At 72.4% G+C, this 24,500-nt stretch carries 23 protein-coding genes; 11 read left to right on the top strand and 12 right to left on the bottom strand.

Features of this window, described 5'->3' with window-relative positions:
- Positions 1-322: 322 nt before the first annotated feature.
- Positions 323-1,282 (top strand): SDR family NAD(P)-dependent oxidoreductase, encoded by a 960-nt coding sequence (locus ACSYGO_RS39205; RefSeq protein ID WP_426676679.1) that lies wholly within the window; start codon positions 323-325, stop codon positions 1,280-1,282.
- A 57-nt stretch (positions 1,283-1,339) separates the two neighbouring features.
- Here the strand turns inward: ACSYGO_RS39205 and ACSYGO_RS39200 are convergent, their stop codons facing one another.
- Both ACSYGO_RS39200 and ACSYGO_RS39195 read right to left on the bottom strand, forming a co-directional pair.
- Positions 1,340-2,173, bottom strand: a complete 834-nt coding sequence (locus ACSYGO_RS39200) for an alpha/beta fold hydrolase (protein WP_460389529.1) — start codon at positions 2,171-2,173, stop codon at positions 1,340-1,342.
- A 129-nt stretch (positions 2,174-2,302) separates the two neighbouring features.
- Positions 2,303-3,601: an ROK family transcriptional regulator gene (locus ACSYGO_RS39195; RefSeq protein ID WP_345656842.1), complete on the bottom strand. Its 1,299-nt coding sequence runs from the start codon at positions 3,599-3,601 to the stop codon at positions 2,303-2,305.
- A 168-nt stretch (positions 3,602-3,769) separates the two neighbouring features.
- On the opposite strand from ACSYGO_RS39195, the gene ACSYGO_RS39190 reads away from it, so the two are divergent.
- From ACSYGO_RS39190 to ACSYGO_RS39175, 4 genes are read left to right on the top strand one after another with little or no spacing between them, the layout of a single operon-like run.
- Positions 3,770-5,086 (top strand): ABC transporter substrate-binding protein, encoded by a 1,317-nt coding sequence (locus tag ACSYGO_RS39190; RefSeq protein WP_432177034.1) that lies wholly within the window; start codon positions 3,770-3,772, stop codon positions 5,084-5,086.
- Between the two features lie 14 nt (positions 5,087-5,100).
- Positions 5,101-6,099, top strand: a complete 999-nt coding sequence (locus ACSYGO_RS39185) for a carbohydrate ABC transporter permease (RefSeq protein ID WP_460389528.1) — start codon at positions 5,101-5,103, stop codon at positions 6,097-6,099.
- Entirely contained in the window at positions 6,092-6,964 is an 873-nt protein-coding gene (locus ACSYGO_RS39180; protein ID WP_078628812.1) for a carbohydrate ABC transporter permease, read from the top strand. The genes ACSYGO_RS39185 and ACSYGO_RS39180 overlap by 8 nt, the downstream gene beginning before the upstream one ends.
- 29 nt (positions 6,965-6,993) lie before the next feature.
- Positions 6,994-8,352: a GH1 family beta-glucosidase gene (locus tag ACSYGO_RS39175; protein WP_460389527.1), complete on the top strand. Its 1,359-nt coding sequence runs from the start codon at positions 6,994-6,996 to the stop codon at positions 8,350-8,352.
- A gap of 48 nt (positions 8,353-8,400) precedes the next feature.
- On the opposite strand, the gene ACSYGO_RS39170 is transcribed toward ACSYGO_RS39175, so the two are convergent.
- Together ACSYGO_RS39170 and ACSYGO_RS39165 are read right to left on the bottom strand one after the other, a co-directional pair.
- A complete protein-coding gene (locus ACSYGO_RS39170) occupies positions 8,401-9,363 on the bottom strand; it encodes a phosphotransferase family protein (RefSeq protein WP_460389815.1) in 963 nt (320 codons plus the stop codon).
- 124 nt (positions 9,364-9,487) lie between these two features.
- Positions 9,488-10,435, bottom strand: coding sequence for a DUF3626 domain-containing protein (locus ACSYGO_RS39165; RefSeq protein ID WP_460389526.1), 948 nt, complete (start codon positions 10,433-10,435; stop codon positions 9,488-9,490).
- Positions 10,436-10,517: 82 nt separating this feature from the next.
- On the opposite strand from ACSYGO_RS39165, the gene ACSYGO_RS39160 reads away from it, so the two are divergent.
- Complete coding sequence (locus ACSYGO_RS39160; RefSeq protein ID WP_426676684.1) at positions 10,518-11,012, top strand: FBP domain-containing protein; 495 nt, start codon at positions 10,518-10,520, stop codon at positions 11,010-11,012.
- A 7-nt stretch (positions 11,013-11,019) separates the two neighbouring features.
- Here the strand turns inward: ACSYGO_RS39160 and ACSYGO_RS39155 are convergent, their stop codons facing one another.
- Together ACSYGO_RS39155 and ACSYGO_RS39150 are read right to left on the bottom strand one after the other, a co-directional pair.
- Positions 11,020-11,361 carry a helix-turn-helix transcriptional regulator gene (locus ACSYGO_RS39155; RefSeq protein WP_426676685.1) on the bottom strand — a complete coding sequence of 114 codons (342 nt, stop codon included), beginning with the start codon at positions 11,359-11,361 and terminating at the stop codon, positions 11,020-11,022.
- A 226-nt stretch (positions 11,362-11,587) separates the two neighbouring features.
- Positions 11,588-12,184 carry a TIGR03086 family metal-binding protein gene (locus ACSYGO_RS39150; RefSeq protein ID WP_432177036.1) on the bottom strand — a complete coding sequence of 199 codons (597 nt, stop codon included), beginning with the start codon at positions 12,182-12,184 and terminating at the stop codon, positions 11,588-11,590.
- Positions 12,185-12,298: 114 nt separating this feature from the next.
- Between ACSYGO_RS39150 and ACSYGO_RS39145 the strand changes: the two genes are divergently transcribed.
- The 3 genes from ACSYGO_RS39145 (at position 12,299) to ACSYGO_RS39135 (ending at position 16,052) form a co-directional block, all read left to right on the top strand.
- A complete protein-coding gene (locus ACSYGO_RS39145; RefSeq protein WP_426676687.1) occupies positions 12,299-13,561 on the top strand; it encodes an FUSC family protein in 1,263 nt (420 codons plus the stop codon).
- A 64-nt stretch (positions 13,562-13,625) separates the two neighbouring features.
- Positions 13,626-14,687, top strand: a complete 1,062-nt coding sequence (locus ACSYGO_RS39140; protein WP_460389525.1) for a hypothetical protein — start codon at positions 13,626-13,628, stop codon at positions 14,685-14,687.
- Positions 14,688-14,810: 123 nt separating this feature from the next.
- Positions 14,811-16,052 carry a lactonase family protein gene (locus ACSYGO_RS39135; RefSeq protein ID WP_426676689.1) on the top strand — a complete coding sequence of 414 codons (1,242 nt, stop codon included), beginning with the start codon at positions 14,811-14,813 and terminating at the stop codon, positions 16,050-16,052.
- Here the strand turns inward: ACSYGO_RS39135 and ACSYGO_RS39130 are convergent.
- Complete coding sequence (locus tag ACSYGO_RS39130) at positions 16,020-16,745, bottom strand: DUF2470 domain-containing protein (protein ID WP_426676690.1); 726 nt, start codon at positions 16,743-16,745, stop codon at positions 16,020-16,022. The genes ACSYGO_RS39135 and ACSYGO_RS39130 overlap by 33 nt on opposite strands.
- A 118-nt stretch (positions 16,746-16,863) precedes the next feature.
- Complete coding sequence (locus ACSYGO_RS39125; protein WP_426676691.1) at positions 16,864-17,472, bottom strand: TetR/AcrR family transcriptional regulator; 609 nt, start codon at positions 17,470-17,472, stop codon at positions 16,864-16,866.
- 107 nt (positions 17,473-17,579) lie between these two features.
- Between ACSYGO_RS39125 and ACSYGO_RS39120 the strand changes: the two genes are divergently transcribed.
- A complete protein-coding gene (locus ACSYGO_RS39120; protein WP_426676692.1) occupies positions 17,580-19,070 on the top strand; it encodes a cytochrome P450 in 1,491 nt (496 codons plus the stop codon).
- Here the strand turns inward: ACSYGO_RS39120 and ACSYGO_RS39115 are convergent.
- Complete coding sequence (locus tag ACSYGO_RS39115) at positions 19,032-19,880, bottom strand: pentapeptide repeat-containing protein (protein ID WP_432177041.1); 849 nt, start codon at positions 19,878-19,880, stop codon at positions 19,032-19,034. The genes ACSYGO_RS39120 and ACSYGO_RS39115 overlap by 39 nt on opposite strands.
- A gap of 215 nt (positions 19,881-20,095) precedes the next feature.
- On the opposite strand from ACSYGO_RS39115, the gene ACSYGO_RS39110 reads away from it, so the two are divergent.
- A complete protein-coding gene (locus ACSYGO_RS39110) occupies positions 20,096-20,971 on the top strand; it encodes an SDR family oxidoreductase (RefSeq protein ID WP_460389524.1) in 876 nt (291 codons plus the stop codon).
- Between the two features lie 18 nt (positions 20,972-20,989).
- On the opposite strand, the gene ACSYGO_RS39105 is transcribed toward ACSYGO_RS39110, so the two are convergent.
- The 3 genes from ACSYGO_RS39105 to ACSYGO_RS39095 form a co-directional block, all read right to left on the bottom strand.
- A complete protein-coding gene (locus ACSYGO_RS39105; protein ID WP_432177042.1) occupies positions 20,990-21,826 on the bottom strand; it encodes an enoyl-CoA hydratase/isomerase family protein in 837 nt (278 codons plus the stop codon).
- 66 nt (positions 21,827-21,892) lie between these two features.
- Positions 21,893-23,194: an alpha/beta fold hydrolase gene (locus tag ACSYGO_RS39100; protein WP_426676918.1), complete on the bottom strand. Its 1,302-nt coding sequence runs from the start codon at positions 23,192-23,194 to the stop codon at positions 21,893-21,895.
- A gap of 157 nt (positions 23,195-23,351) precedes the next feature.
- Positions 23,352-24,371, bottom strand: coding sequence for a LacI family DNA-binding transcriptional regulator (locus tag ACSYGO_RS39095; protein WP_432188834.1), 1,020 nt, complete (start codon positions 24,369-24,371; stop codon positions 23,352-23,354).
- Between the last annotated feature and the right edge of the window lie 129 nt (positions 24,372-24,500).

Raw genomic sequence — 24,500 nt, 5'->3', positions numbered from 1 at the left:
CGCGGTGAAACCGTGACAGGCCGGGCACCGGGCCCGTGACGTAGATCACCGCGGCCGGATTCGACCCCGGGGAACACTCGCGGGTAGTTTCCCGTTGAACGACTCGTGGGTGCGGATGGGACAGTGTCCCCGGGCCTCACCACATGCCCACAGGGACGATCGTTCGGCTGAAGCCCTGTGGAGCCTTTCGCCGAGAGGCGACCGCCATCCGGGCCCCCACATACGGCCCCGACCGAGATTCCCCCGTCCGGTCGGGGCCTTTCCCTTGCCCGGGCGGGCCGCGCTTGACTTCGAGTTCACTTCAATTCGTAGCGTGCGGAGCATGAGCACTGCACAGCACAAGATCGGTTCTGGTTTCGGCGCCCGGAGCACCGCCGACGACGTCCTGAACGGGATCGACCTCTCCGGAAAACTCGCGATCGTCACCGGCGGTTACTCGGGCCTCGGGCTGGAGACGACCCGCGCCCTCACCAAGGCGGGCGCCCGGGTCGTCGTCCCGGCCCGCCGCCCGGACACGGCGCGCGAGGCGCTGGACGGCATCGAGGCGGTCGAGGTGGAGGAGCTCGATCTCGGCGACCTGGAGAGCGTCCGCGCCTTCGCCGAGCGGTTCCTCGCCTCGGACCGCACCGTCGACCTGATGATCAACAACGCCGGGATCATGGCCTGCCCCGAGACGCGGGTGGGACCTGGCTGGGAGGCCCAGTTCGCGACCAATCACCTCGGGCACTACGCACTGGTGAACCGGCTCTGGCCGGCGATCGCACCGGGCGGCGCGCGCGTGGTGTCGGTGTCGTCCGCGGGTCACCACTTCTCCGGCATCCGCTGGGACGACGTGCACTGGGCGAACGGCTACGACAAGTGGGAGGCCTACGGGCAGGCGAAGACCGCGAACGTGCTGTTCGCGGTGCACCTGGACCGGCTCGGCCAGGAGTCCGGTGTACGGGCCTTCGCCCTGCACCCCGGCGGCATCCTCACACCGCTCCAGCGCCACCTCCCGCGCGAGGAGATGGTCGAGCGCGGCTGGATCGACGAGAACGGCGCCCCACTGAACCCCGAGGGCTTCAAGACGCCCGAGCAGGGCGCGGCCACCCAGGTGTGGGCCGCGACCTCGCCGCAGCTGGCCGGCATGGGCGGCGTGTACTGCGAGGACTGCGACATCGCCGAGCCCGCGCCGGAGGACGGCACCCGGGTCGGCGTGTGCGCCCACGCGACCGACCCCGAGCAGGCCGCGCGACTGTGGGAGCTGTCGGCGGAGCTGACCGGAGTGAACGCGTTCGCCTGATCTCCGTACGGCCGGGGCGCCCGGCCCGCCGGTCGGCGGGCCGCGCGCCCCGGAGGCTCAACGGCCTTCCGCGAACTCCTTGAGGTCCGCGGTCAGTCGGTCGCGGTGCGTGGCGAACAGCCCGTGGCCCGCGTTCTCGTAGACCTTGAAGGTGCTGTCGGGCGCGAGTTCCGCCGCACGGCGACCGGTCAGCTCGATGGGGGCCGACGCGTCGTGGGTGCCGTGGACGACGAGGACGGGCAGGTCGAGCTTGGCGATCTCGGGCGCCACGTTCAGGGTGACGACCAGGTCGCCCAGCGCCGCCCCGGCCCGGGCCGTCGCCCCGTGGCAGCGGTCGACCATCGACTGCACATAGGCCTCGGAGAGTTCGTTGCCGGGCAGGTCGAGGGCGAAGAACGCGCGGGCGCCGTCCGCGAAGAAGGCGGCCCGGTCGCGGCGGAACTCCGCGTTGCCGGCCTCGACGAGCGCGGGGTCCACGCCCGCCGGATGGTCGGCGGAGCGTGCGGGACCCGGCGCCATGCCCGCCACGAGCGCCACCCGGGCCACCCGCCCGGCGCCGTGCCGCGTCAGGCAGCGCACGACCTCGGCGGTGCCCAGGGAGTGCCCGACCAGCGTCACCTGCCGCAGGTCGAGATGGCGCAGCAGCCCGTCCACGTCGTCGGCGAGGCTGTCCAGGTCGAAGCCGCCCCACACGTCGTCGGACCGGCCGTGCCCGCGCCGGTCGAACCCGACGCACCGGAACCCGGCCTCGGCCAGCGGGAGCATCTGGTACTCCCACATCTCGGTGCCGAAGTAGGAGCTGTTGACGAAGACGATCACCTGTCCGGAGGCGGGACCGTAGTCGACGAAGTGCAGCCGGGTGCCATCGACGGGGCTCTCGAAGTACGGCATGGGAGTCCTCCCGGAGTCCAGGGGCGTGACGGGCGGTGCGCTGTGCCCTTCATGGTTCCGGGAGCGGGCGGGTGGGTCGATTACCTCACGGGTCATGGCCTTCGGGACACGGGGCTCCGTCGCCGGCGATCACTGCGGGGCGCGTTCCTCCAGGGCGGTGCGCCATGCGGGCGACGGGCCCTGCCGTACGGGCTCGGCGCGCCGTCCGCCCCGTGCGAAGAAGTCGGCGAGAGGCAGGATCGCGGCGCCGACCGTGACGGCGTCCGGGCCGAGTTTGCCGAGGTCGATGGTGACGCGTTCGGCGGGGTAGCGCAGGGAGTACGAGGCCGCGTACCGGCGGACGGCGGGCAGGAAGCGGGAACCGAGCTGGAGGCCGGCCCAGCCGCCGATGAGGATGCGCTCGGGCTGGAAGAGGTTGATCAGGTCCGAGAGACCGGCGCCGAGGTACTCGGCGGTCTCCTCCAGTACGGCGAGGGCCACGGGGTCGGGCGTGGTGTCCTCGGCGTCCTCGGGGGGATAGGCCGCGGCGAGCATCGCGGTGAGCGCGGTCTCCTCGTCGGTGTCCTCCGGCGGACGGCCGCCCTCCTCGCGCCAGCGGTCCAGGAGGGCCTCCGCACCCGCGTACGCCTCCAGACAGCCGAGGGCTCCGCAGCGGCAGCGGCGTCCCCGGACCCGTACGGTCAGATGACCCCATTCGACGGACCGGCCGTTGTCCACCTCTTCCGTGGCGAGGCAGGCGCCGACACCCGAGCCGAAGAGGACGACGACCGCGTTGCGGGCGCCGCGCCCGGCGCCGAACCACATCTCCGCCTGGCCCAGGGTCCTGGCTCCGTTGTCCGCGAAGTACGGGACGGTGTCGGGGAGTTCGCAGGTGGCGCGGAGCAGGGACTCGAGCGGGACGGCGTCCCAGCCGATCGTCTGGCCGTGCACCACGGCTCCGCGGTCCGGGGTGCGGGCGACGATGCCGGGGACGCCGATGCCGACGCCGAGGAGCTGCTCCGGCGCGATGTCCGTCGCGGCGAGCACCTCGGCGATGCCGTCGCGGATGTGACCGACGATGACCTCGACGTCGTAGCCCTGGCGCTCCAACGGTCTTTCGGTGCGCGCGAGTTCGGTGAGGGTGAGGTCGAAGAGCTCGACGCGGACGCGGGTCTCGCCGACGTCGACGCCGATCATGTGGCCGCTGCCGGGCGCGACGCGCAGCAGGGTCCTGGGACGGCCGCCGTCGGAGTCGACGCTGCCGGCCTCCTCGACCAGTCCGTCGGCGACGAGTTCGGCGACCACGTTGCTGATGGAACCGGAACTCAGTCCGGTGACCGGACCCAGTTCGTAGCGACTCATCGGCCCGTCGAAATACAACCGTTGTAGTACGGCGGTGCGATTGCCCCGCCGCAGGTCACGTACTGTGCGCCCGTTCCGCCCCGCCATGAGATTCCCTTCCGGCCTGCCCGACCTGCAAGATACCCCTGCGCGATCCCTTGACGCGACTTTCTTCCGGGTCTTAACTCACGTCCTAAATTAAGCCATGAGGGGCGTTCGAGAAGTGAACGCGGGCGCCCCTCGTGCCATCCCTCCGGGAAAGGGACACAAGCAGCCATGCGCAGAATCCGAGCCGCGGCCGCCGGTGCGGTCACCATCTCCCTGCTGACCGCCGCGACCGCCTGTGGCGGCGGCTCGTCGACGAGCGGCGGGTCCAACGACTCCCCCAAGACGCTCACCTACTGGGCCTCCAACCAGGGCGCCAGCATCGCGATCGACAAGAAGGTGCTCCAGCCCGAGCTCGACAAGTTCCAGAAGCAGACCGGGATCAAGGTGAAACTGGAGGTCGTCCCCTGGTCCGACCTGCTCAACCGCATCCTCACCGCGACCACCTCCGGTCAGGGCCCGGACGTCCTGAACATAGGCAACACCTGGAGCGCCTCCCTCCAGGCCACCGGAGCCCTGCTGCCGTGGGACGCGAAGAACTTCGGCAAGATCGGCGGCAAGGACCGCTTCGTCGACTCGGCCCTCGGCTCCACGGGTGCCCAGGGCAAGGACCCGGCCGCGGTGCCGCTGTACTCGATGGCATACGCCCTCTACTACAACAAGAAGATGTTCGCCGACGCGGGCATCGCCAAGCCGCCGGCCACCTGGGACGAGCTGATCGCCGACGGCAAGAAGCTCTCCAAGGGCGGCAAGTGGGGGCTGGGCGCCGAGGGCTCCAACCCCTCCGAGAACATCCACCACGCCTTCGTCTTCGCCAAGCAGCACGGCGCCGACTTCTTCACCGCGGACGGCAAGGCCGACTTCACCAACGACGGCGTGGTCGCGGCGGTCAAGCAGTACGTCGACCTGATGGCGAAGGACAAGATCATCGCCCCGGGCAACGCCGAGTACGCGCAGAACCAGTCCGTGGCCGACTTCGCCAAGGGCAAGAACGCGATGCTGCTGTGGCAGTCCGCCTCCGCCAACCTCAAGTCGCAGGGCATGAGCGAGGACTCGTACGGCATCGCCCCGGTGCCCGTGCAGTCCGGCACCCCCGGCACCGGCGCGAACGTCAACTCGATGGTCGCGGGCATCAACCTGGCCGTCTTCAAGAACACCGACAACCTCGACGGTGCCACGAAGTTCGTGAAGTTCATGACCAGCGACGCCGAGCAGAAGATCCTCAACACGGCGTACAGCTCCATCCCGCCGGTCAAGGCCGCCCAGTCCGACGCCACGTTCAACACCCCGTCGAACGCGGTCCTGAAGGACACCCTGGCGCAGAGTGCCGCCGCGCTGCCGCAGGTCGCCGACGAGTCCCAGTTCGAGACCGCCGTCGGCACGGCGATCAAGGAGCTGTTCGCCGACGCGGCCGCCGGCCGTCCGGTGACCGAGGCCTCGGTGAAGGCCAAGCTCGACAAGGCCCAGCAGCAGATGCCGAAGAAGTGAGTGCGAGCACCCACATGACCACCACGACCGCCACCGCAGAGGCGGCCGAGCGGACGGTGCGCAAGAACTCCCCCGGTGCGGCACGCGACCCGCGCCGCACCGGGCGGATCCGTCGCATCGGGCTGCCGTACCTGCTGCTCCTTCCCGCCCTGGTCCTCGAACTCCTGGTCCACCTGGTGCCGATGGTCATCGGCATCGTGATGAGCTTCAAGGAGCTCACGCAGTTCTACATCCGCGACTGGGGCACCGCGCCCTGGTCCGGCCTCGACAACTACAAGGTGTCGGTCGATTTCGACGCGCCCGTGGGCAAGGCGCTGCTCGACTCGTTCTTCGTCACCGTCACCTTCACGCTGCTGTCGGTGGGCCTGTGCTGGCTGATCGGCACGGCGGCCGCGATCTACATGCAGGGCACCTTCCGCGGCCGGGGGCTGCTGCGCGCGCTGTTCCTCATCCCGTACGCGCTGCCCGTGTACACGGCCGTGATCACCTGGGTGTTCATGTTCCAGCACGACAACGGCCTGGTGAACCACGTCCTGCACGACCAGCTGCACCTCACCGACAAGCCGTCCTTCTGGCTCATCGGCGACAACAGCTTCATCGCCCTGCTCACCGTGTCGGTGTGGAAGGGCTGGCCGTTCGCCTTCCTGATCGTGATGGCCGGCCTCCAGAACATCCCGCAGGAGCTCTACGAGGCGGCGGCCCTGGACGGCGCGGGCATGTGGCAGCAGATCCGCCGCATCACGCTGCCGTCGCTCCGCCCGGTCAACCAGGTGCTGGTGCTGGTGCTGTTCCTGTGGACGTTCAACGACTTCAACACGCCGTACGTGCTGTTCGGCAAGACCGCCCCGGAGGCAGCGGACCTCATATCGGTCCACATCTACCAGGCGTCGTTCGTCACCTGGAACTTCGGCACCGGCTCCGCCATGTCCGTCCTGCTGCTGCTGTTCCTGCTGGTCGTGACGGGTGTCTACCTCCTGCTGACCTCCCGAGGAAGGAAGACGGCCGATGTCTAGCACCGTGACCCGCAGCCGCTCCCCGATGGCGCCGCCCCGGTCCTTCCTCTGGTCCCGGCGGATCTTCCTCACGTTGCTCACCGGGTTCGTCCTGGTGCCGGTGTACGTGATGGTCTCCAGCTCGCTGAAGCCCCTCGCGGACGTCTCGGGGAAGTTCCGCTGGATCCCCAGCGGGCTGACGATCCGCCCGTACATCGACATCTGGTCGACGGTGCCGCTCGCGAAGTACTTCATGAACTCGCTGATCGTGGCGGGCGCCGCGACGGTGTGCTCGGTGGTGATCGCGGTCTTCTCCGCGTACGCCGTGAGCCGCTACTCGTTCCGCGGCAAGCGCGTCTTCACGGTCACCGTGCTGTCGACCCAGATGTTCCCCGGCATCCTGTTCCTGCTGCCGCTGTTCCTCCTCTACGTCAACATCGGCAACGCCACCGGCATCGCCCTGTTCGGGTCGCGCGGCGGGCTGATCCTGACGTACCTCACCTTCTCGCTGCCGTTCTCGATCTGGATGCTCATCGGGTACTTCGACTCGGTGCCGCGCGACCTCGACGAGGCGGCCCTGGTGGACGGCTGCGGACCGCTCGGGGCACTGTTCCGGGTCGTGGTGCCGGCCGCGATCCCCGGCATCGTCGCGGTCGCCGTCTACGCCTTCATGACCGCGTGGGGCGAAGTGCTGTTCGCCTCCGTGATGACCAATGACGCCACCCGCACGCTCGCCGTCGGGCTCCAGGGCTACTCCACGCTCAACGACGTGTACTGGAACCAGATCATGGCCGCCTCGCTGGTCGTCAGCGTCCCCGTGGTCGCCGGCTTCCTGCTCCTGCAGCGCTATCTCGTCGCGGGGCTGACGGCCGGTGCCGTCAAGTGACCGACTCCCCCCATTCCGAGAGGACTTCTGTGACCATCGACCTCGCCGCTCTCCCGCACGACTTCCTGTGGGGCACGGCCACATCGGCGTACCAGATCGAGGGAGCCGTGACGGAGGACGGCCGTTCGCCGTCGATCTGGGACACCTTCTCGCACACGCCCGGCAAGATCGACAACGGCGACGACGGGGACATCGCCTGCGACCACTACCACCGCTGGCGCGAGGACATCGAGCTGATGCGCCGGCTCGGCACCAACGCCTACCGGCTGTCCGTCGCCTGGCCGCGCGTGGTTCCGGGCGGTGACGGGCCCGTCAACCCGAAGGGCCTCGACTTCTACGACGCCCTGATCGACGGCCTGCTGGAGGCGGGCATCACCCCGTCGGTGACCCTCTACCACTGGGACCTGCCGCAGGTGCTCCAGGACCGGGGCGGCTGGCCCGCGCGGGACACGGCACAGCACTTCGCGTCGTACGCGGCTGTCGTCGCGGAGCGGCTGGGCGACCGCGTGAAGCACTGGACCACGCTCAACGAGCCGCTGTGCTCGGCCTGGATCGGGCACCTGGAGGGCCGGATGGCCCCGGGCCTGACCGACCTGGCGGTCGCGGTGCGGGCCTCGTACCACCTGCTGCTGGGCCACGGCCTCGCCACCCAGGCCGTCCGCGCCGCCGTCCCCGGCGCCGAGATCGGCATCGTCAACAACCTGGCGAGCGTCGAGCCGGCCACCGACCGTCCCGAGGACGTCGCGGCGGCACGCCGTCTGGACGGGCACACCAACCGCTGGTGGCTGGACCCGGTCCACGGCCGCGGCTTCCCCTCCGACATGCGCGAGGTGTACGGGGTCGAACTGCCCGAGCAGCCGGGCGACCTGGAGACGATGGCGGCGCCGCTGGACTGGCTGGGCCTCAACTACTACTTCCCGTCCACCGTCGCCGACGACCCCACCGGGCCGGCGCCGCGGGTCCGCACGGTCCGGCGTCTCGGCGTCAATCGCACGGGCATGGACTGGGAGGTCGAGGCCGACGGCATCGAGCGCCTGCTGCTCCGCCTGACGGAGGACTACGGCGCGCGCAAGCTGTACGTCACGGAGAACGGCTCCGCCTACCCCGACGTGGTGCGCCCCGACGGGACGGTCGACGACCCCGAGCGCGTCGCGTACCTGGAGCAGCACCTCGCCGCCTGCGCCTCAGCGGTCCGCAAGGGCGTTCCGCTCGCGGGCTACTTCGCCTGGTCGCTGCTCGACAACTTCGAGTGGGCGTACGGGTACGACAAGCGCTTCGGGCTCGTGCACGTCGACTACCAGACCCAGCGGCGCACGGTGAAGGGCAGCGGGCACCGCTACGCGGAGATCATCCGCGCGCACGGGGGAAGGGGGCGCAGCGCGGCGTAGGGCCTGTCCGTCCCGTGCCCGGCGTCTACCGCCGGCGGCCGGGACCGGTCACTGGGCCTGGCCCGCCTCGTCGAGGGCGGCGGTCAGCTGCGGCGCCACCACCTCGCGCACCCGGGCGACCTGTGCGTCACCGGGTGCGCGAGGCACCGTCTCCACGAGCATGATCAGGTAGAGGTAGCTGCGGTAGAGGGCCAGGCGCCGCCGCGTAACGGCGTCGAACACCACCTCACCGCCAGCTTCTTGATAGCCCGTCAGAAAATGCGGGTCGCGCTCGATGTCGTCGAGCAGGGCGAGGGAGACGAATTCGGCGAGCGGGTCGCCCCAGAACATGCGCTCCCCGTCGATCAGCCCGCCGACACGCGATCCGGAATCCGAGCGCTCCACGAGGATGTTGCCGCGCCACAGGTCGAAGTGGACGAGGCGGGGGACGGTGACCTCGTCCAGCAGGTCGTGGGCGGCCTTCGCCGTCCTGGCCACCTCGTCCACGGGCCGGGGCAGCCAGGCGCGAAAGCGGCGGGCGTCGTCGAGCACGGCCTCGTACATGGCGGTGAAGGCGGTGCGCCAGTCGCCGGCCAGGGGGCCGAGCGCGCCGGACGGGTAGCCGAACCCGGGGCCGGTCACCGTGTGCAGACGGGCCACCAGCCCGCCCAACTCCCCGCGCAGCTCGTTCTCTTCGCCCTCGGGGAAATCGCCCCACGCGGTACCCGGGCAGTGGGTGAGGAGGAGGTGGGCGTCGGAAAGGGGGCCGACGACACGGGGCACGGGAACACCGGTCGCCGCCGCGGCGCGGCAGAACTCCGCCTCGGAGACGACGAGCCGCCGTTCGTGGCTCAGGCCCGGTGCCGTGGCCGGCGGCGGGAACTTCACCACGTAGCGGCTGCCGTCGGTGAGACGCAGTTCCTCGACCTCGTTGTACGTCCCGCCCGTGAGGGTCCGGCGACCGGCGAGCAGGCCGGGCGCGAGGCCCGCCCCGTCGAGGACCTGCCGTGCCCGCTCCCAGCCGTCCACCACCGCCACCAGGGTCCCCCTCGTCGTCCGTGGGCCCCACTCTGCCAGGTGGGCCCGACGGCCTGAAACCCCTTTCTCCGGGGCCGGTCCGACGCCTCGCACCGGGCCACGGCGGTGTCGCCCGTCGTCAGCGCCGGTCGCCGGAACCCTCCGGCGCGCTCGCCTGCGCGGGGCCGGCCGACCGCACACCCGGCGCCCCGACAACCGGCGCACGGCCGTCCACCGCCGTGCCCGCGCCCTCCGGCGCACCGAAGCGGGCGAGGCAGTGCCACACCTTCTTCAGGTCCTGCGCCTCGTGGCGGCCCGAGCGGGCGGCGTCGCCGATGATCCGCGGATCGAGTCGTCCGTCCTCGGCGATGCGCGCGCCCAGTTCGACGAACTCCGGGCCGCGGAAGCCGGGGTGGCGCCGCAGTTCCTCGACGGTGAGCCGGTATCCGGGGTGGAACTCGACCGGGCACGGCAGCCGCCGGGCGGCCGCCTCGACGGGGGTGCCCCGGAAGGAGGCGTCGAGGACGAGTGCCTCCATGTCCCGGTCCAGCAGGACCTGACCGTGCACATGGGCCTCGATGTAGTCGTCGAGCGCGTCACGGCTGTCCGCCTCGGCCAGTTCGACGAGGTTCATGCCGGCCGCCACACCGAACGCCGCCGGTTCGGCCGCACTGTCGGGGTAGCAGAAGGTGGCGCGGCGCAGTGCTTCGCCGGTCATCCGGAAGTGCGAGGAGCCGAACCGGGGCGAGGCGCCGACCAGTTGGCGGCGGAAGTTCAGCCCGCCGTAGACCGGGCGCTCCCGCGGGGCCGCGGTGTCGTAGGCGCGGTCGAAGATCCTGCTCTCCCAGAGCCACCGGTCGCCGCCCGGGTGCGCGGTCAGGCCGCCGTTGCTGGTGCCGGTCACGAACTGCGAGCGGTACGAGCCGTCCCGGGCCATCGCGGCGAGGACCGGGACGCCGCCCACGAGCCGGTCCGGGTGGAAGTTCAGGGTCACCCGCAGCGCCGGGTCGACGGCCGGGCCGCTCGAACGGGCCGCGACATGGCGCAGGGCCCGTTCCTGCGGTGAGCGGCCGTTCTCGAAATGCATTGGTTCTCCCCCGCGCGACTAGGTAGCTTAGGGCTCTACCTAGTACCCCTAGGTTGTGTTTCCGCCCCGGAAGGCCTCCCCCATGAGATCACTCACCGAGCACGACATCCGCACCTCGTTCGTCAACTGCTCCAAGGGGGAGGCGAAGCGCCTCGCCACTCCGCGGAACCTCGACGAACTCCCCTGGGACGACCTGGACTTCCTGGGCTGGCGAGATCCCGGGGCGCCCGACCGCAGCCACCTCGTCACCGAGCGGGACGGGGCTCTCGTCGGCATCGCGCTGCGCCGCCCCGCCTCACGGCACGGATTCCTGCACCGCAGCATGTGCTCGCTGTGCCTGACGACCCATCCGGGCGGCGGCGTCTCGCTGATGACGGCCCGCAAGGCCGGCGCGGCGGGCCGCGAGGGCAATTCGGTCGGCGTCTACATCTGCACCGACCTGGCCTGCTCCCTCTACGTGCGCGGCAAGCGGCTCCCGCCGTCGGGGACCCGCCTGGAGGAGACCCTCACGGTTCCGGAGCAGATCGCCCGCACCGTGCACAACCTGTCGGCGTTCCTGGACCGGGTCACGGGCTGACGCGCCCTCACTCGGCGGTCTGCGCTCCCGTCGTCCCGTCGCCGCGGTGCGCGTCGTGCCGGGCCAGCAGGGCGAGCAGATCGGTCACGCTCAGGCCCGCGTCCGCGGGGTGACGCAGGATGGTCCCCGGTTCGATGCGGTAGATATTGGAGCGTCCCACACGGGTGCGGGAGAGATACCCCTCCTGCACCAGATCGGAAATGATCTTCTGGACGGCACGCTCGGTGAGCCGGCAGCGGGCGGCCATGTCGCGGATACGGGTCCGGGGGTTCTCGGCGATCGCGGCGAGCACGCGCGCATGGTTGGTGAGGAAGGTCCACCCCGAGTGCGCCTCCGGTGCTCCAGCCATGCCCCCAGGGTAGGACGACGCATTCACGTATACAAAAGGGTGAAACGCGTTTCCCGTATGCCGTGACAGGTGATGACGCGCCGCGACACCGGGCCCGGGGCGTGGGAGCGCGCCACGGAAGCCGACGGCTGCGAGGGCTCGCTCACGGAAGCCGGGGCCACGGGAGCACGCCACGGAAGTCGGCGGCCGCGGCGGCCCGGGACGTCCCTCCCGGGCCGCCGCGATCTCAGGACGCGGCGGGCGTCCAGTGCGGGTCCCGGCCCAGGAAGGCGAGCAGGGCCTCGGCCCGGCCGGAGCCCTCGGGCACCTCGCGCGCGGGGGCGAACACCCCGAACGAGTCGCGCAGGTGGTCGACGAGCCGCCGCGCGGCGAGCCAGATGCCGTCGGCCACCTCCTCGTCCAGCGGAGCGTCCTGCCCGGTGGCGACGGCGATGTCCCAGGCGTGCACGGCCGCGTCCATGGCGGCCGCCGCGGCGGCCAGGGGCAGCGGCAGCGGTCCCAGCGGGGTCGGCACCTCCGCGGCGTCGGCGGGCAGCTGCGCGTAGGCGTCCGCGACCCCGCGCAGGACCTTGTCCAGTTCCGCCTGCGCGTCGGCCGTCAGCCCGTCGACGGGCTGGAAGGGGTCCGACTCCGGCCGGCCGGCGCCGGTGATCGCGGCGCCGTAGGCCTGCTGGTCGAGCCGCGCGTGATTGAGGACCTGCCGGGCCGTCCACTCGCTGCACGGCGTGGGCGCTCCCCAGCCGCCGTCCGGCACGGCCGCGGCGACCTCCCGCAGGTAGGTGTGTGCCCGCGCGAGCAGTTCGACGCCCTGGACGTTGGTCATTCCGGTCCCCTCCTGGTCCCTCCGGCTGATGACACCAACCTAGGCTCGATTGCGGACAGGTTCGGTCCGCAATGAGGACGTTCGGCCCACCGGTGGAACGGGAACAGGCCAGAGATGCGAGAGGTACAGGGTGAGTGGGCGGCCGGCGTCGCCCGGATGGTGAAGCGGCGACGGGAGCCGGTGGTCCTGCAGACCTTGCGGTCGACCGCCGCGGCGACCATCGCGTACGTCGTGGCCGTGCACCTCAGTCCCGAGCCCGCGCCGCTCACCGCGCCCCTCACCGCGCTGCTGGTCGTCCAGGTGACCCTGTACTCCACGATCACCACCGGCGTCCGTCGGGTGAACTCCGTGGTGGCGGGCGTCGTCATCGCGATCGGCTTCAGCAGCCTGGTGGGGCTGACCTGGTGGAGCCTGGGCCTGATCATCCTCGCCTCGCTGATCGCCGGACACCTCGTCCGGGTCAGCGAGTTCGTGCCCGAGGTGGCGATCAGCGCGATGCTGGTCCTCGGCGTCACCAGAGTGGGCGACACCGCGTGGGCCCGCGTCGTCGAGACGCTGATCGGCGCCGTCGTGGGGCTCGGCGCCAACCTCGTCTTCCCGCCCCCGGTGTGGGTCGGCGCGGCCGGCGAGTCCATCGAGGACCTCGCGCGCCGGATGCGGCAGCTGATGCTGCGTGTCGGCGAGCAGGCGGCGGGCCGCACCCCCTTCCGGCTGGCCGCCGAGCGGCTGCACGAGGCGCGCCGCCTCGATCACGACATCGGCGGGGTGGACGCGGCGCTGCGGCAGGCCGAGGACAGCCTCAAGCTCAATCCGCGCGTGCGGGAGGGACTGCTGCACCGGGTCGTGCTGCGCACCGGTCTGGACACCCTGGAGATCTGCACCGTGGTCCTGCGGGTCATCGCGCGCAGCCTCACCGACCTCGCCAAGGAGCGTGAACCGGAGCCGCTGTTCGAGCCGCAGGCGGGAGCCGTCCTGGAGCAGTTGCTGGCCGAGGTCGCCGACGCCGTCGTCAGCTTCGCCGTGCTGGTGACCAGCGATGTGAGCCGCAGTGCCGCGTCCGCCGAGGAGCGGCTGAGCGCCGAGCTGACCACGGCCGCCTCCACCCGGGACAAGCTGGCGCAGCTGTTCCTGGAGGAGGTCCAGCGGGATGCCCGCCACTGGCAGCTGCGCGGCGCGCTCCTGGCCGAGGTCAACCGCCTCATCGACGAGCTGGACACCGAGCACCGCACCCGCAGGCTCCTGGAGGAGCTGGACCGCTGCGCACGCGAACAGCGTGAGCGCCGCCCCCGGCTCACTCGGCTGCGGCAGCGGCTGCGCGTGCCGCCGCGGCTGCGCCGCAAGCGGAACCGCCCCCCTGCTTCCGGACGTTCTAGCTGAGGACAGCGTGACGACGCCGGGGCGCTCCGGCGGCGGAGCGGTACGACGAGGAGGGGGCGGTCGAATGACCGAGGAAGCCGTACGGATCGACGGGAACACGCTGCGACTGCCGGGCGGGGTGCAGGTGCGGTTCATGCGGACCCTGCGACTGCCCGAGACCGGCACGCATGCCCTGCCGCCGGGGCTCGGCGAGTTCCCGGTGCGCCGCGTCGAGGACTATGCGGACACCGTGCCCGGCGCATGGCGGTCACGCGGCGGAGTGATGCTGCCGGTGTATCTGCGCGAGGCGATGTGGCTGAATTTCGCCGGCTCGTCGGAGCCCGCGGCGTTGCAGGTCGGCGTCGGCAAGGTGTGCGCGGTCTCGGGCAAGAAGTGGAGCTCCCGCCTCACGCGGAAGCCGCAGAACTACGTCGTACTGCCCCGCCAGCCGTGGCTGGACGGCATCAATTCCGGCAAGGGCACGGTCCGCCAGTTCGTGGCGGTGCCGCTGGGTCTGGGGGCCACGGTCGAGGGACAGGTCACCGGCGAGGAGGTGTGGGGCGGCGTCCAGCTCCAGTCCTTCCCGCTCAATGACGCGGAGCTGGCGGCGTGGCGCGAGGAGGAGCGCCGCCGGGCCCAGGAGCGCAGCTTCATGCCGCCGCCGCCCGGCGGTGCGTACGGCGCCGCCTACCCGATGGCCGCACCGGCGGCGCCGGGCGCGGCCCCCGCCCCCGCGGCGGCCCCGGCGGGGCGTGCGCGGAGCGCCCCGGCGATGGGGCTCGGCGTCGGCGGCTCGATGCGCCAGGAGGTCTACCGTGACGACCGGCCGCTCAAGGCCTGGGCCGAGGAACCGGCGGGGCGCGTCTTCGTCCACCTCGTGACGCCGCCCGAGTGGCGCCGGATCACCGGCGAGGCGGCCCCGACGTCCCCCGTCGACCGCGCCGCCTACACGCGCGCGGGGCTCCCCTGGTTCGACTACTACGACCAGGACGCTTCGGACCTGGCCCCGACGGACGCGCTGGGTTCGGTGCAGCCGGTGGGCGAGTGGCTGGGCGACGACCACGAGCCCTGGCAGCAGCCCTCGCCGCACCAGATCAAGCCGCTCGGGGACGCGCCGGGCAAGCCGGTCGAGGACGGCGACTGGTAGACGCCGCAAGGGACGGCCGCGCGTTGCGCAGTACGCAACGCTCATTGCCGGTCTTGCATGCGAAGGGTGCCGCACGCCAAGGTGGCTGTCACGGCCGAGGCAATCGACACCTGAGGTGCAGGCATGAGCAGTGACGCGCGACCGTCCCCGGGCCAGGGCGGCGGCTGGACCAGGCGCCGCTTCGTGGGCGTGCTCGCGGGAGCCGCCGCCGTGACGACGGTGCCGGCGCCGGCCGCCCCCGGGACAGGGACGACCGGCGCGGCGCCGGCTCCGGCCGCACCCGCGCCGACCGCCTCACGCTCCCCCTCGCACGGCTCCCGCCCCGGTCCGCGCCCGCTGTTCCTCGGCACCTACACCTCGGTCGACGGCGGGGGCACCGGGATCGGCATCGCCTCCTACGACCCGACGACGGGCCGTGTCACCGGCGCCGGCACCGTCACCGGCGTCGGCGATCCGTCGTACCTCGCACCGCACCCCGACGGCCGCACGCTGTACGCGGTCGACGAACGCGAGGACGGCGGCGTGACGGCCGTACGGCTGCGCGCCGGCGGCCAGAAACCCTCGGTGCTCGGCACGCGCTCCACCGGCGGTGCGGGCCCCTGCCACCTGTCCGTACATCCGAGCGGGCGCTGGCTGCTGAGCGCGAACTACCAGTCGGGCAGCGTGGCCGTGCACCCGATCGACGCCTCGGGCGCGCTCGGTGAGCGCACCGACCTGGTCACGCACTCCAGCCCGGCCCCCGGGCCGGGCCAACAGGGCCCGCACGCGCACCAGTTCATCACCGGACCGGACGGCGACCACGTGCTCGCCGTCGACCTCGGCACCGACACGGTCTACACCTACCGGCTGGACCGGTCGAAAGGCACGCTCACCGAGGTGTCGCAGGCACACACACGGCCGGGCGCGGGCCCGCGCCATCTCACCTTCCACCCCGACGGCCGTCACGCCTATCTGGCCAACGAGGTCGACAACACCGTCGCGGTCTGCGACTACGACCCGTCCACCGGGCGGCTCACGGTGGGCGATCCGCAGTCCACGGGCACGGGCGAGGGCACGAGTTACCCGGCCCAGATCCTGGTGACGGCGAACGGGGCGTACGCGTATCTCGCCAACCGCGGCCACAACAGCCTGACGCGCTACGCCGTCGAGGCGGACGGCGGCCGGCTGAGGATGCTGGACACGGTGCCGGTGGGCGGGGACTTCCCGCGCCACATCGCGTTCTCCCCGGACGGTCGGCTGCTGTTCGCGGCGAACCAGCGGTCGGGCACCGTCAGCGTGTTCCAGGTCGACGCCGCGGACGGCGCACTGCGGCTCGCGGGCGAGCCGTTCGCCTCACCGGTCGCCGTCTGCGCGCTGCCGCTGTAGGGGGCGCGGGCAGGAGGCCGAGCTCGCCTGTGTGAGCAGGACGTGCATGCGTTCGGTGAGCTCGGACACGTCGTCGGCGGGTGCGTGGAAGGGCAGGCGTACGTCGCCGTTGCCGCGCGCCCGCTCGATGCGCAGGGTCAGTCCGTGCCGGTCGACGGCGAGCGGCTGGACGCGCACCGCGCCGTGCAGGCTGTCCGGCTCGACCAGCCGGGTCAGCCGCTCGACCGCGTCCGGGTGGGCCTCGGCGAGGTGGGTGAGCAGCCGGGCCTCGGCGGTGGCGAGGGGGTCGGGGCGGGCGTCGGCGAACTCGTCGAGGTCGAGCACGACCGTCCCGGACGGGCGGCGCAGCACGGCGCGCGTCGGCCGGAAGGCCGGCTGCCCGTCCTCGGGGACGCACCATCCGGCGAGCCACAGCCGGGCGCGGATGCGGTTGCGCAGCGGTACGGGCGCGGCGTCGGCGAACTCCAGGACGGCGGACGGCTCGCCGCGCGGCGCGCAGACCGCGGCGGCGAGGAGTGCGCTGTCCTCCGGTACGTGCAGGAGCACCCGGCCGTCCGCGGCGACGGTGTGCGCGCCGACGAACTCCTCGCGGCCGCCGTGCGCGGTCACCGTGCAGGACCAGGCCGCGGCGAGCATCGACCGGGCACATTCCGCCGCGCTGGGCGCGGCCGTCCAGGCGTGACGGTCACCCATCAATTCCTCCTTAGGTAAGGCTTGCCTAACCTATCGAAGATCCGGGCGTACGCCAACCACGCCTCACCGTTCGTGGACCGCCCCTGTCCGGGCGCTGTCCCGTGAGGGCCGTACCGCCTCAGAGATCGATGGCGCCGAGCAGCGCCCGCGCGCACAGGTCGCGCACCTGCGCCCGGGTCAGATCCGCACCCCTCAGCCACTCCAGGCACACGGCCGTGGTGAAGGCCAGCCACCCGCGGACGGCGATCCGGAGTTCGGGGCGCTCCTCGGCCAGCCGGCCGAGCTCCGGGTCGGCGGCGAGCGCCTCCAGGATCTGCCGCTCCTGCGCGGCCAGCGCCTGCCGGTAGACCCTGCGCACCGCCTGGTCGCCCGCCGCGTCGGCACGGTGGAAGGCGCGGAAGCCGTGCGCGTGCTCCTCCACGTAGCCGAGGAAGGTGTCGAGGCCCGCGCCGAGCTGCTCGCGCACCGGAACCCCCGGCACGGCCGCGGTCATCCGCAGCATCCGGCCGCTCTCACGCTCGACGACGGCGGCGAAGAAGTCCCGCTTCGTCGGGAAGTAGTGGTACAGCAGTCCGCGCGACACGCCGGCGATCTCCGCGACCTGCTCGATCCACACGTCGTCGTACGGGCTCTCCGAGAACAGGCACGCCCCGACGGACAGGAGCTGCTCACGACGCTCCTCGGTGCTGAGCCGCCGCCGTGCGCGTTCCCCCTGTTTCCCCGCCATGCCCGCACTGTACTTGACGTCGGTTCAACAACGGGACCAGACTGAATTCCGCTATTGAACCCACGTACAACAGACTCAACCCGTCCCAGGCACAAGGGAGATGGCTGATGGCTCGGACGACGGAGGACGCGCTGCCCAGGGGGTTCCGCAGCGCTGAGCTGGGCTGGCCGGAGCTGCACCGCATCCCGCACCCGCCGCGCCGTGTCCCGCTGGCCGGCGACGTGCTGGGCGTGAGCCCGCGCTCCCCGGTCCAGGACTCCATGCGCTTCGGACACCTGCTCGGGCCGATCTTCCGGCGCAAGATCTTCGGCAAGGAGATCGTCTTCGTCTGGGGAGCGGACCTCGCCGCCGACCTGGCGGACGAGGCACGGTTCGCCAAGCACGTGGGTCTGGGCGTCGCGAACCTGCGCCCGGTGGCCGGGGACGGTCTGTTCACCGCCTACAACCACGAGCCCAACTGGCAGCTGGCGCACGACGTCCTCGCCCCCGGCTTCAGCCGCGACGCCATGGAGGGCTACCACCCGATGATGCTGGACGTCACCGGGCGGCTGACGGACCACTGGGACCGGGAGCAGGCGGCGGGGCGTGCGGTGGACGTGCCGGGCGACATGACGAAGCTGACCCTGGAGACGATCGCCCGGACCGGCTTCGGCCACGACTTCGGCTCCTTCGAGCGCTCCCGGCCGCACCCCTTCGTGAACGCCATGGTGGGCACCCTGACGTACGCGCAGCGGCTCAACAGCATCCCCGGCCCCCTGGCTCCCCTGCTGCTGCGCGGCGCCGCACGCCGCAACGAGGCGGACATCGCGTATCTCAACCGCACGGTGGACGCGGTCGTCGCGGCCCGTCGCTCCGGCGGCGGTGACGGCGACCTGCTCGACCGGATGCTGGACACCGCCCACCCCGAGACCGGTGAACGGCTGGCGCCGGAGAACATCCGCCGGCAGGTCATCACCTTCCTGGTCGCGGGACACGAGACCACGTCGGGCGCGCTGTCCTTCGCCCTGCACTACCTCGCGCTGCACCCGCGGGTCGCGGCGCGCGCCCGTGCCGAGGTCGACCGCGTCTGGGGCGACACGGACCGGCCCGGCTACGACCAGGTGGCCAAGCTGCGCTACGTGCGCCGCGTCCTGGACGAGGCACTGCGCCTGTGGCCGACGGCACCCGCCTTCGCGCGCGAGGCCCGGCAGGACACCCTGCTCGGTGACGTCCATCCGATGCGGCAGGGCGCCTGGACGCTGGTCCTGACGGCGATGCTGCACCGCGACCCCGACGTGTGGGGTGCCGACGCCGAGCAGTTCGACCCCGACCGCTTCGACGCGAAGGCGGTGCGGGCCCGGCCCGCGCACACCTTCAAACCGTTCGGCACCGGGGCGCGGGCCTGCATCGGCCGTCAGTTTGCCCTGCACGAGGCGACGCTGGTCCTCGGACTGCTGCTGCGCCGCTACGAGCTGCTGCCCGACCCCGGGTACCGGCTGCGGGTCGCGGAGCGGCTGACGCTGATGCCGCAGGGGCTGCGGCTGCGACTGGAGCGACGTGCTCCGGTCCGGCGGGAGGCCTCAGCCGCGGGCGGTCCAGTGGCCCGGGCGGGTGACTGACTCCGGAAGCCTGGTGCCCGCGCTGCCGCGGGCCGCGTTCAGCTGCGGCTGGGTCAGGAAGAACGCGCCGGTCAGATCGGCGTCCGTGAGATCGGTGTCCCGCAGGTCGGCGCCGATCAGGTCTGCGCCGCGCAGATCGGCGCCGGCCAGATCGGCGGCGATGAGGTACGCACCGCGCAGGTCGGCGCCCCTCAGGTCCGCGCCCTTGAGGCGGGCGCCCATCAGGTCGGCACCGCGGCGGTCCTTCTTCCGGCCCCGGCCCACTCCGGCGCGGGCGAGCTCGCTGACCCGCAGCAGAAGCACGTTGACCTCCTGGCGGTGGGCGCCCACGTCGAGGTCGGCCAGCTCCTGCGGGCTCAGGCGGGTGAGCCGCTCCGTCTCGTCGAGCGCGCGGCGCGCGTCCGCGTGGACCGGCCGGGCGGCGGGGAGCGTCAGGGACTCGGTCAGGTACCACAGGAGTTCGTGGAGCTGCCGGACGACCGGGAACACGTCGAACATCTGCCGGGCGTGCGCCGCGGAGCCCGAGCGCCAGTCCTGGCCGCCGAACGTGACCTGGGAGACCTTCTGGCCCGCGCCGAAGCAGTCGTACACCGTGCAGCCGGTGAAGCCCTCCTGGCGCAGCCGCGTGTGGATGCCGCAGCGGAAGTCCGTCTTCAGGTTCGGGCAGGGTCTGCCCGCGTCCTTGTCCAGGGCGAAGTCCGCGGAGCGTGAGAACGGCAGGGCGACGCAGCACAGCCCGAAGCACTCGTCGCAGTCGGCCTTCAGCAGTTCCAGCCGCCGCCCGGGGGCCGCTCCCCTGTCTTCTCGCATGCACCCAGCGTACTGAGCCGATCGGACCGCCCTGAACTGGGGCGACGCCCTCATCCGGACCACGCGTCCGCCCGGCCGCGGCGTGCCGTCACGGGGCCGGACGCGCCACCGCCCGTGCTCCGCGCACCGTGACGGGTGCCGAGCGGACCCCGGTCCGGCCGGAAGGCGTTCCCTGTCTCTGGAGATCTGGCGGCGCAGGCGGTATCGAGACGGCCATGGACGACACCTGCCTCCCCGGCCTGCCCGCCCCTCCGCCGCTCGGTGCGAGCGCGCTGCCCCCGGGCACGTACGACGGCTCCCTGGTCCTGGTCACCGGAGGCGGCACGGGCCTGGGCAAGGCGATCGCCGCCGAGTTCGCGCGACTGGGCGCCGACCTGGTGGTCGTCAGCCGCGGCGAGGAACATCTGCGGTCCGCGCGCGAGGAGCTGACGGCGCTCGGCGCACGGGTGACGACCGCCGTGTGCGACATCCGGGACGCGGGTCGCGTCGCCGAGGTGTTCGACCGGTGCGGCCTGCCCGATGTGCTGGTCAACAACGCCGCGGCCAACTTCCCCGTGCCCGCCGAGGACATGTCGCCCAACGCGTGGCGGGCGGTCCTCGACATCACCCTCACCGGCACGTTCCTCGTGACGCGGGAGTTCGGCCGCCGCCATCTCGCCGCGGGCACACCGGGCTCGGTCGTCGACGTCGGTGCGTCGTACGCCTGGACGGGCGGCCCCGGCTTCGCGCACAGCGCCGCGGCCAAGGCCGGTGTGAGCGCCCTGGTCCGGACGCTGGCCGTGGAGTGGGGGCCGTACGGGATCCAGGTCAACGGGCTGGTCCCGGGGCTCATGCCGCACGCGGACATGACCGGGGACATCCGCGGGCCGCTGGACCGGGCCGGCGCGCACGACGCGCGCCAGCCGGCACTCCGGGTCGGCGCGCCGAGGGAGCTCGGCTGGGCGGCGACCTTCCTCGCGTCCCCCTACGCCCGGTTCATCACGGGCCACACCCTGGTGGTGGACGGCGCGAACTGGCAGCGCCGGGAGCTGGTCAGCCCGCCGGTGGTACCGCTGCGGGACCAGTTGGGGCGGGGGCCCTTCACCGGTTGAACCCCAGGTCCCGGACGGTCACTTCCCCTCGAAGCGGACCGTGCGGCGCGCGCCCTTCGCCGCGTATCCCTCCCGGGCGTCCTCGGACGTGAGCGTGAGCGCCGCCGAGACGGCGGCGCGGTCGAGGGCCGCGCCGAGCCCGGCGTCGGTGTACGCGTCGATGTCGTGCTTCACGCCCTGCACGGCGAGCGGCGCGTTCGCCGCGATCTCCGCCGCGAGGCCGCGGGCGGTCGCCTCCGTCTCGTCGGGCGCGGTGACGAGCTGGACGAGACGGAGGCGTTCGGCCGTGACCGCGTCGATCCGGCGTCCCGTCAGCGCGAGGAGTTTCGCCCACCCCGCTCCGGCCTCGCGCGCGATCCGCAGGTCTCCGCCCGCGTCGACCGCGACGCCGAGCCGGGTCTCGGGCAGGGCGAACACCGTGTCGTCGGCGGCGACACGGACGTCCGCCATGAGGGCGAGTTCGAAGCCGAACCCGAGGCAGTGGCCGTGGACGGCCGCGACGACCGGCTGCGGCAGGCGGGCGAAGGCCGCGAACCGTTCGTGCGCCCAGCGGATGCCCTCGTAGTAGTTGCGGAACCGCTCGGCGCCGGTGCGGCCGGTGATCGCCCCGCCCGGCGCCGTGACGTCGATGCCCGCGCAGAAGGCCCGCCCCTCGGCCCGCAGCAGGACCACCCGGATCGACTCGTCGAAGCGGATCCGGTCGGCGAACAGGCCCAGCTGACGGGTGGATTCCCAGCTCCACGCGTTCAGCTTCGCCGGGCGGCAGAGGGTGAGGACGCCGATGCCGTCGTCCTCGACGTCGAGGCGCAGCCGCTCCTCGCCCTCCGGGATGTCCGTGCGCGTGGTGTCGATCACCGTGCCCCCTCGGAACTCCGACGACTTCTGACAGTCCGTCAGAATTCTAGGGGGGACCGGGGAATCTCAGACCTCGTCGCGCGCGAGCGCCAGCAGCCGGTCCAGGACGCGCGACCCGCCCGCGCGCACACCGTCGTGCTCGAACTCGTCCGTCACCCAGGTCCGCACGCCCCGGACGTCGCGCGCCGTGCGCAGGGAGTGCTCGGCGTCGACGTACATGTCGTCGTGGTAGACGGCCGCGGCGACCGGCACCTCGTTCGCGGCGAGGCGGGCCGGGTCGTACAGCGCCGGCCAGTCGGTGCGGGCGGCCAGTTCCTCGGCGGTCTCGCGCAGCGGCCGCAGGGCCGGGTCGGCCTCGAACGTCCAGGGGTGCACGGACTCCCCGGTGAACAGCACCGGGCCGTCGTCCGTGAGGGCCTTGGCCGCGTCGAACTGCGGGAACTCGGTGCGCACCCGCTCGGCGGACCAGGCGGTGGGCCGGTCGCCCTGGGCGTAACAGGCCTCGTGGACGAGCGCGTACAGGGGGTGTCCGGCGTACGACAGCAGGCTCTGGACGTCCTCCTGGAAGGCGTCGGAGAGCGCCGGGCCCTGCGGGGTGCGGACGAAGGCCTCCTCCAGCAGGTAGTGCAGACGGTGGCTGCCCTCGCTGCCGCCGAGCAGGATGCCGAGCGACTGGAAGGCCTCGACGGTCAGGCGGTAGCCGCCGTTCAGGACCGGTTCGTGCTGGAGCAGGTACTCCGCGATCCGGCGCGCCCGCTCGACGTCCTGCGGGTAGCGCGCGTAGTGCGCGGCGACCTTGCGCTCGATGCGCGGGTACGCCGCCCGGTACACGTCGTCCGCGTGCGCCTCCAGGGAGGGCAGGCCGCCGGTGATGAGGGCGGTGCTCAGCCCCTCCGGGGCGGCGGACAGGTAGTGGACCGTGCAGAAGCCGCCGAAGCTCTGGCCGAGGACGGTCCACGGGGCGCCGCCGGTGAGCCGGGGCCGGATGGCCTCGCAGTCGCGGACGATGGAGTCGGCGCGGAAGTGCGCGAGGTAGCCGGCCTGCTCGCGGGGGCCGCCGCGCAGCGGGAGGGTCTGCCGGTTGGCGGGCGTGGAGTGACCGGTGCCGCGCTGGTCCAGCAGCAGCACCCGGAACTCCTGCAGCGCGCGGCCGAGCCACGCCTGCTTGCCGATGAAACGGTTGGCGCCGAAGCCGGGCCCGCCCTGGAGGTAGACCAGCCAGGGGAGGTCCTGGTGCGCCTTGTCGCTCGCGACGACCTCGCGGGCGAAGAGCTCGATGCTCTCCCCCGTCGGGTCGTCGTGGTCGAGGGGCACGGCGAAGCGGTGGTCGGTGAGGACCACACCGGGCTGACGGTAGCTGACGGACAACAGGGCTCCCGAGACGTACGGATTCCAGGCCGTGTCCCAGTTGAGCACATGTTCCTGCGGCGGTGGGGCCCGGGGATCAAGAAAATCTACTGAACAGCCGCTCAGCCCGCACCGTCGCGGCCGCCGCCCGGCGGCAGCCCGGCAACTGAACGGCCGCTCAGCGCGCCGAGAGGCTGGAGCGGCGCACGACCAGCTCCGGCTGGAGGACCACACGGCGGTGCTCATGCGGAGCGGTCTCCGTCTCGATCTCCTCCAGGAGCAGCTCGGCGGCGAGCGCGCCCATGGTCACGGCGGGCTGGCGCACCGACGTCAGCGGTACGGCAGCGGCGGCGGCGAACTCGATGTCGTCGTAGCCGACGATGGCGAGGTCGTCGGGCACGCCGACGCCCGCCGCGTACATGGCCTGGAGGACGCCGAGGGCGAGCAGGTCGTTGGCGCAGAAGACGGCGGTGGGCCGCTCGGCGAGGCCGAGGAGCCGGGCGCCGGCGTCGCGGCCCGCGGACACGTCGAGGCGTTCGGTGGGCAGCTCGCGCAGACAGTCGGGGCCCAGTCCCGCCTCCGCCAGCGCGTTCAGGGCGCCCGTGCGGCGGTCCCGCACCTGGTTGAGTCCGGGCGGGCCGCTCACATAGGCGATGGACCGGTGGCCGGCGTCCACGAGGTGCCGTACCGCCAGGGCGCCGCCCGCGACGTCGTCCACCGAGACGGAGCACTCGGTGGTGCCGTCGGCGACCCGGTCGACGAGCACGAACGGGATGCCGTTGCGGCGGAACGCCTCGATGTTGCGCCCGCTCGCGTCGGTCGGCGTCAGCAGCACTCCGCGCACCCGCTGCTCGGCGAAGAGTGACAGGTAGTCGGCCTCCTCGCCGGCGCTCTGCGCGCTGTTGCAGACCATCACGCCGAGCCCCGCGTCGCGCGCGGCGCGCTCCGCGCCGCGCGCGACGTCGACGAAGAACGGGTTGCCCATGTCCAGGACGAGCAGGCCCATGATCCGGCTGCGCCCGGCCCGCAGCTGACGGGCGGACTCGCTGCGCACATAGCCGAGCCGGTCTATGGCGGACAGGACCCGCGCCCGGGTCTCGGAGGCGACCGTGTCGGGGCGGTTGATCACGTTCGAGACCGTGCCGACGGAGACTCCGGCGGCACGGGCGACGTCCTTGATACCCACCGACTGGGCCATCAGGCGGAAACCTCCAGGGAAACGAGAAGCGGCGGGCAGGCCCTCACATTACCCGCGCACGGGCCGGAACCAGTGGTCATGCGGACAGGCCGACGCCGACGCCGTGCGGTGCCGCGACGCGGTGACGAG

This window comes from Streptomyces krungchingensis (assembly GCF_054729265.1).
This window is presented reverse-complemented; position numbering and strand designations above follow the sequence as displayed.

Bases quoted from the DNA above. Each gene is read 5' to 3' on its own strand.
- ACSYGO_RS39205 (WP_426676679.1), top strand. From the start codon at position 323: ATGAGCACTGCACAGCACAAGATCGGTTCTGGTTTCGGCGCCCGGAGC.
- ACSYGO_RS39200 (WP_460389529.1), bottom strand. From the start codon at position 2,173: ATGCCGTACTTCGAGAGCCCCGTCGATGGCACCCGGCTGCACTTCGTC.
- ACSYGO_RS39195 (WP_345656842.1), bottom strand. From the start codon at position 3,601: ATGGCGGGGCGGAACGGGCGCACAGTACGTGACCTGCGGCGGGGCAAT.
- ACSYGO_RS39190 (WP_432177034.1), top strand. From the start codon at position 3,770: ATGCGCAGAATCCGAGCCGCGGCCGCCGGTGCGGTCACCATCTCCCTG.
- ACSYGO_RS39185 (WP_460389528.1), top strand. From the start codon at position 5,101: ATGACCACCACGACCGCCACCGCAGAGGCGGCCGAGCGGACGGTGCGC.
- ACSYGO_RS39180 (WP_078628812.1), top strand. From the start codon at position 6,092: ATGTCTAGCACCGTGACCCGCAGCCGCTCCCCGATGGCGCCGCCCCGG.
- ACSYGO_RS39165 (WP_460389526.1), bottom strand. From the start codon at position 10,435: ATGCATTTCGAGAACGGCCGCTCACCGCAGGAACGGGCCCTGCGCCAT.
- ACSYGO_RS39160 (WP_426676684.1), top strand. From the start codon at position 10,518: ATGAGATCACTCACCGAGCACGACATCCGCACCTCGTTCGTCAACTGC.
- ACSYGO_RS39155 (WP_426676685.1), bottom strand. From the start codon at position 11,361: ATGGCTGGAGCACCGGAGGCGCACTCGGGGTGGACCTTCCTCACCAAC.
- ACSYGO_RS39150 (WP_432177036.1), bottom strand. From the start codon at position 12,184: ATGACCAACGTCCAGGGCGTCGAACTGCTCGCGCGGGCACACACCTAC.
- ACSYGO_RS39145 (WP_426676687.1), top strand. From the start codon at position 12,299: ATGCGAGAGGTACAGGGTGAGTGGGCGGCCGGCGTCGCCCGGATGGTG.
- ACSYGO_RS39140 (WP_460389525.1), top strand. From the start codon at position 13,626: ATGACCGAGGAAGCCGTACGGATCGACGGGAACACGCTGCGACTGCCG.
- ACSYGO_RS39135 (WP_426676689.1), top strand. From the start codon at position 14,811: ATGAGCAGTGACGCGCGACCGTCCCCGGGCCAGGGCGGCGGCTGGACC.
- ACSYGO_RS39130 (WP_426676690.1), bottom strand. From the start codon at position 16,745: ATGGGTGACCGTCACGCCTGGACGGCCGCGCCCAGCGCGGCGGAATGT.
- ACSYGO_RS39125 (WP_426676691.1), bottom strand. From the start codon at position 17,472: ATGGCGGGGAAACAGGGGGAACGCGCACGGCGGCGGCTCAGCACCGAG.
- ACSYGO_RS39120 (WP_426676692.1), top strand. From the start codon at position 17,580: ATGGCTCGGACGACGGAGGACGCGCTGCCCAGGGGGTTCCGCAGCGCT.
- ACSYGO_RS39115 (WP_432177041.1), bottom strand. From the start codon at position 19,880: ATGCGAGAAGACAGGGGAGCGGCCCCCGGGCGGCGGCTGGAACTGCTG.
- ACSYGO_RS39110 (WP_460389524.1), top strand. From the start codon at position 20,096: ATGGACGACACCTGCCTCCCCGGCCTGCCCGCCCCTCCGCCGCTCGGT.
- ACSYGO_RS39095 (WP_432188834.1), bottom strand. From the start codon at position 24,371: ATGGCCCAGTCGGTGGGTATCAAGGACGTCGCCCGTGCCGCCGGAGTC.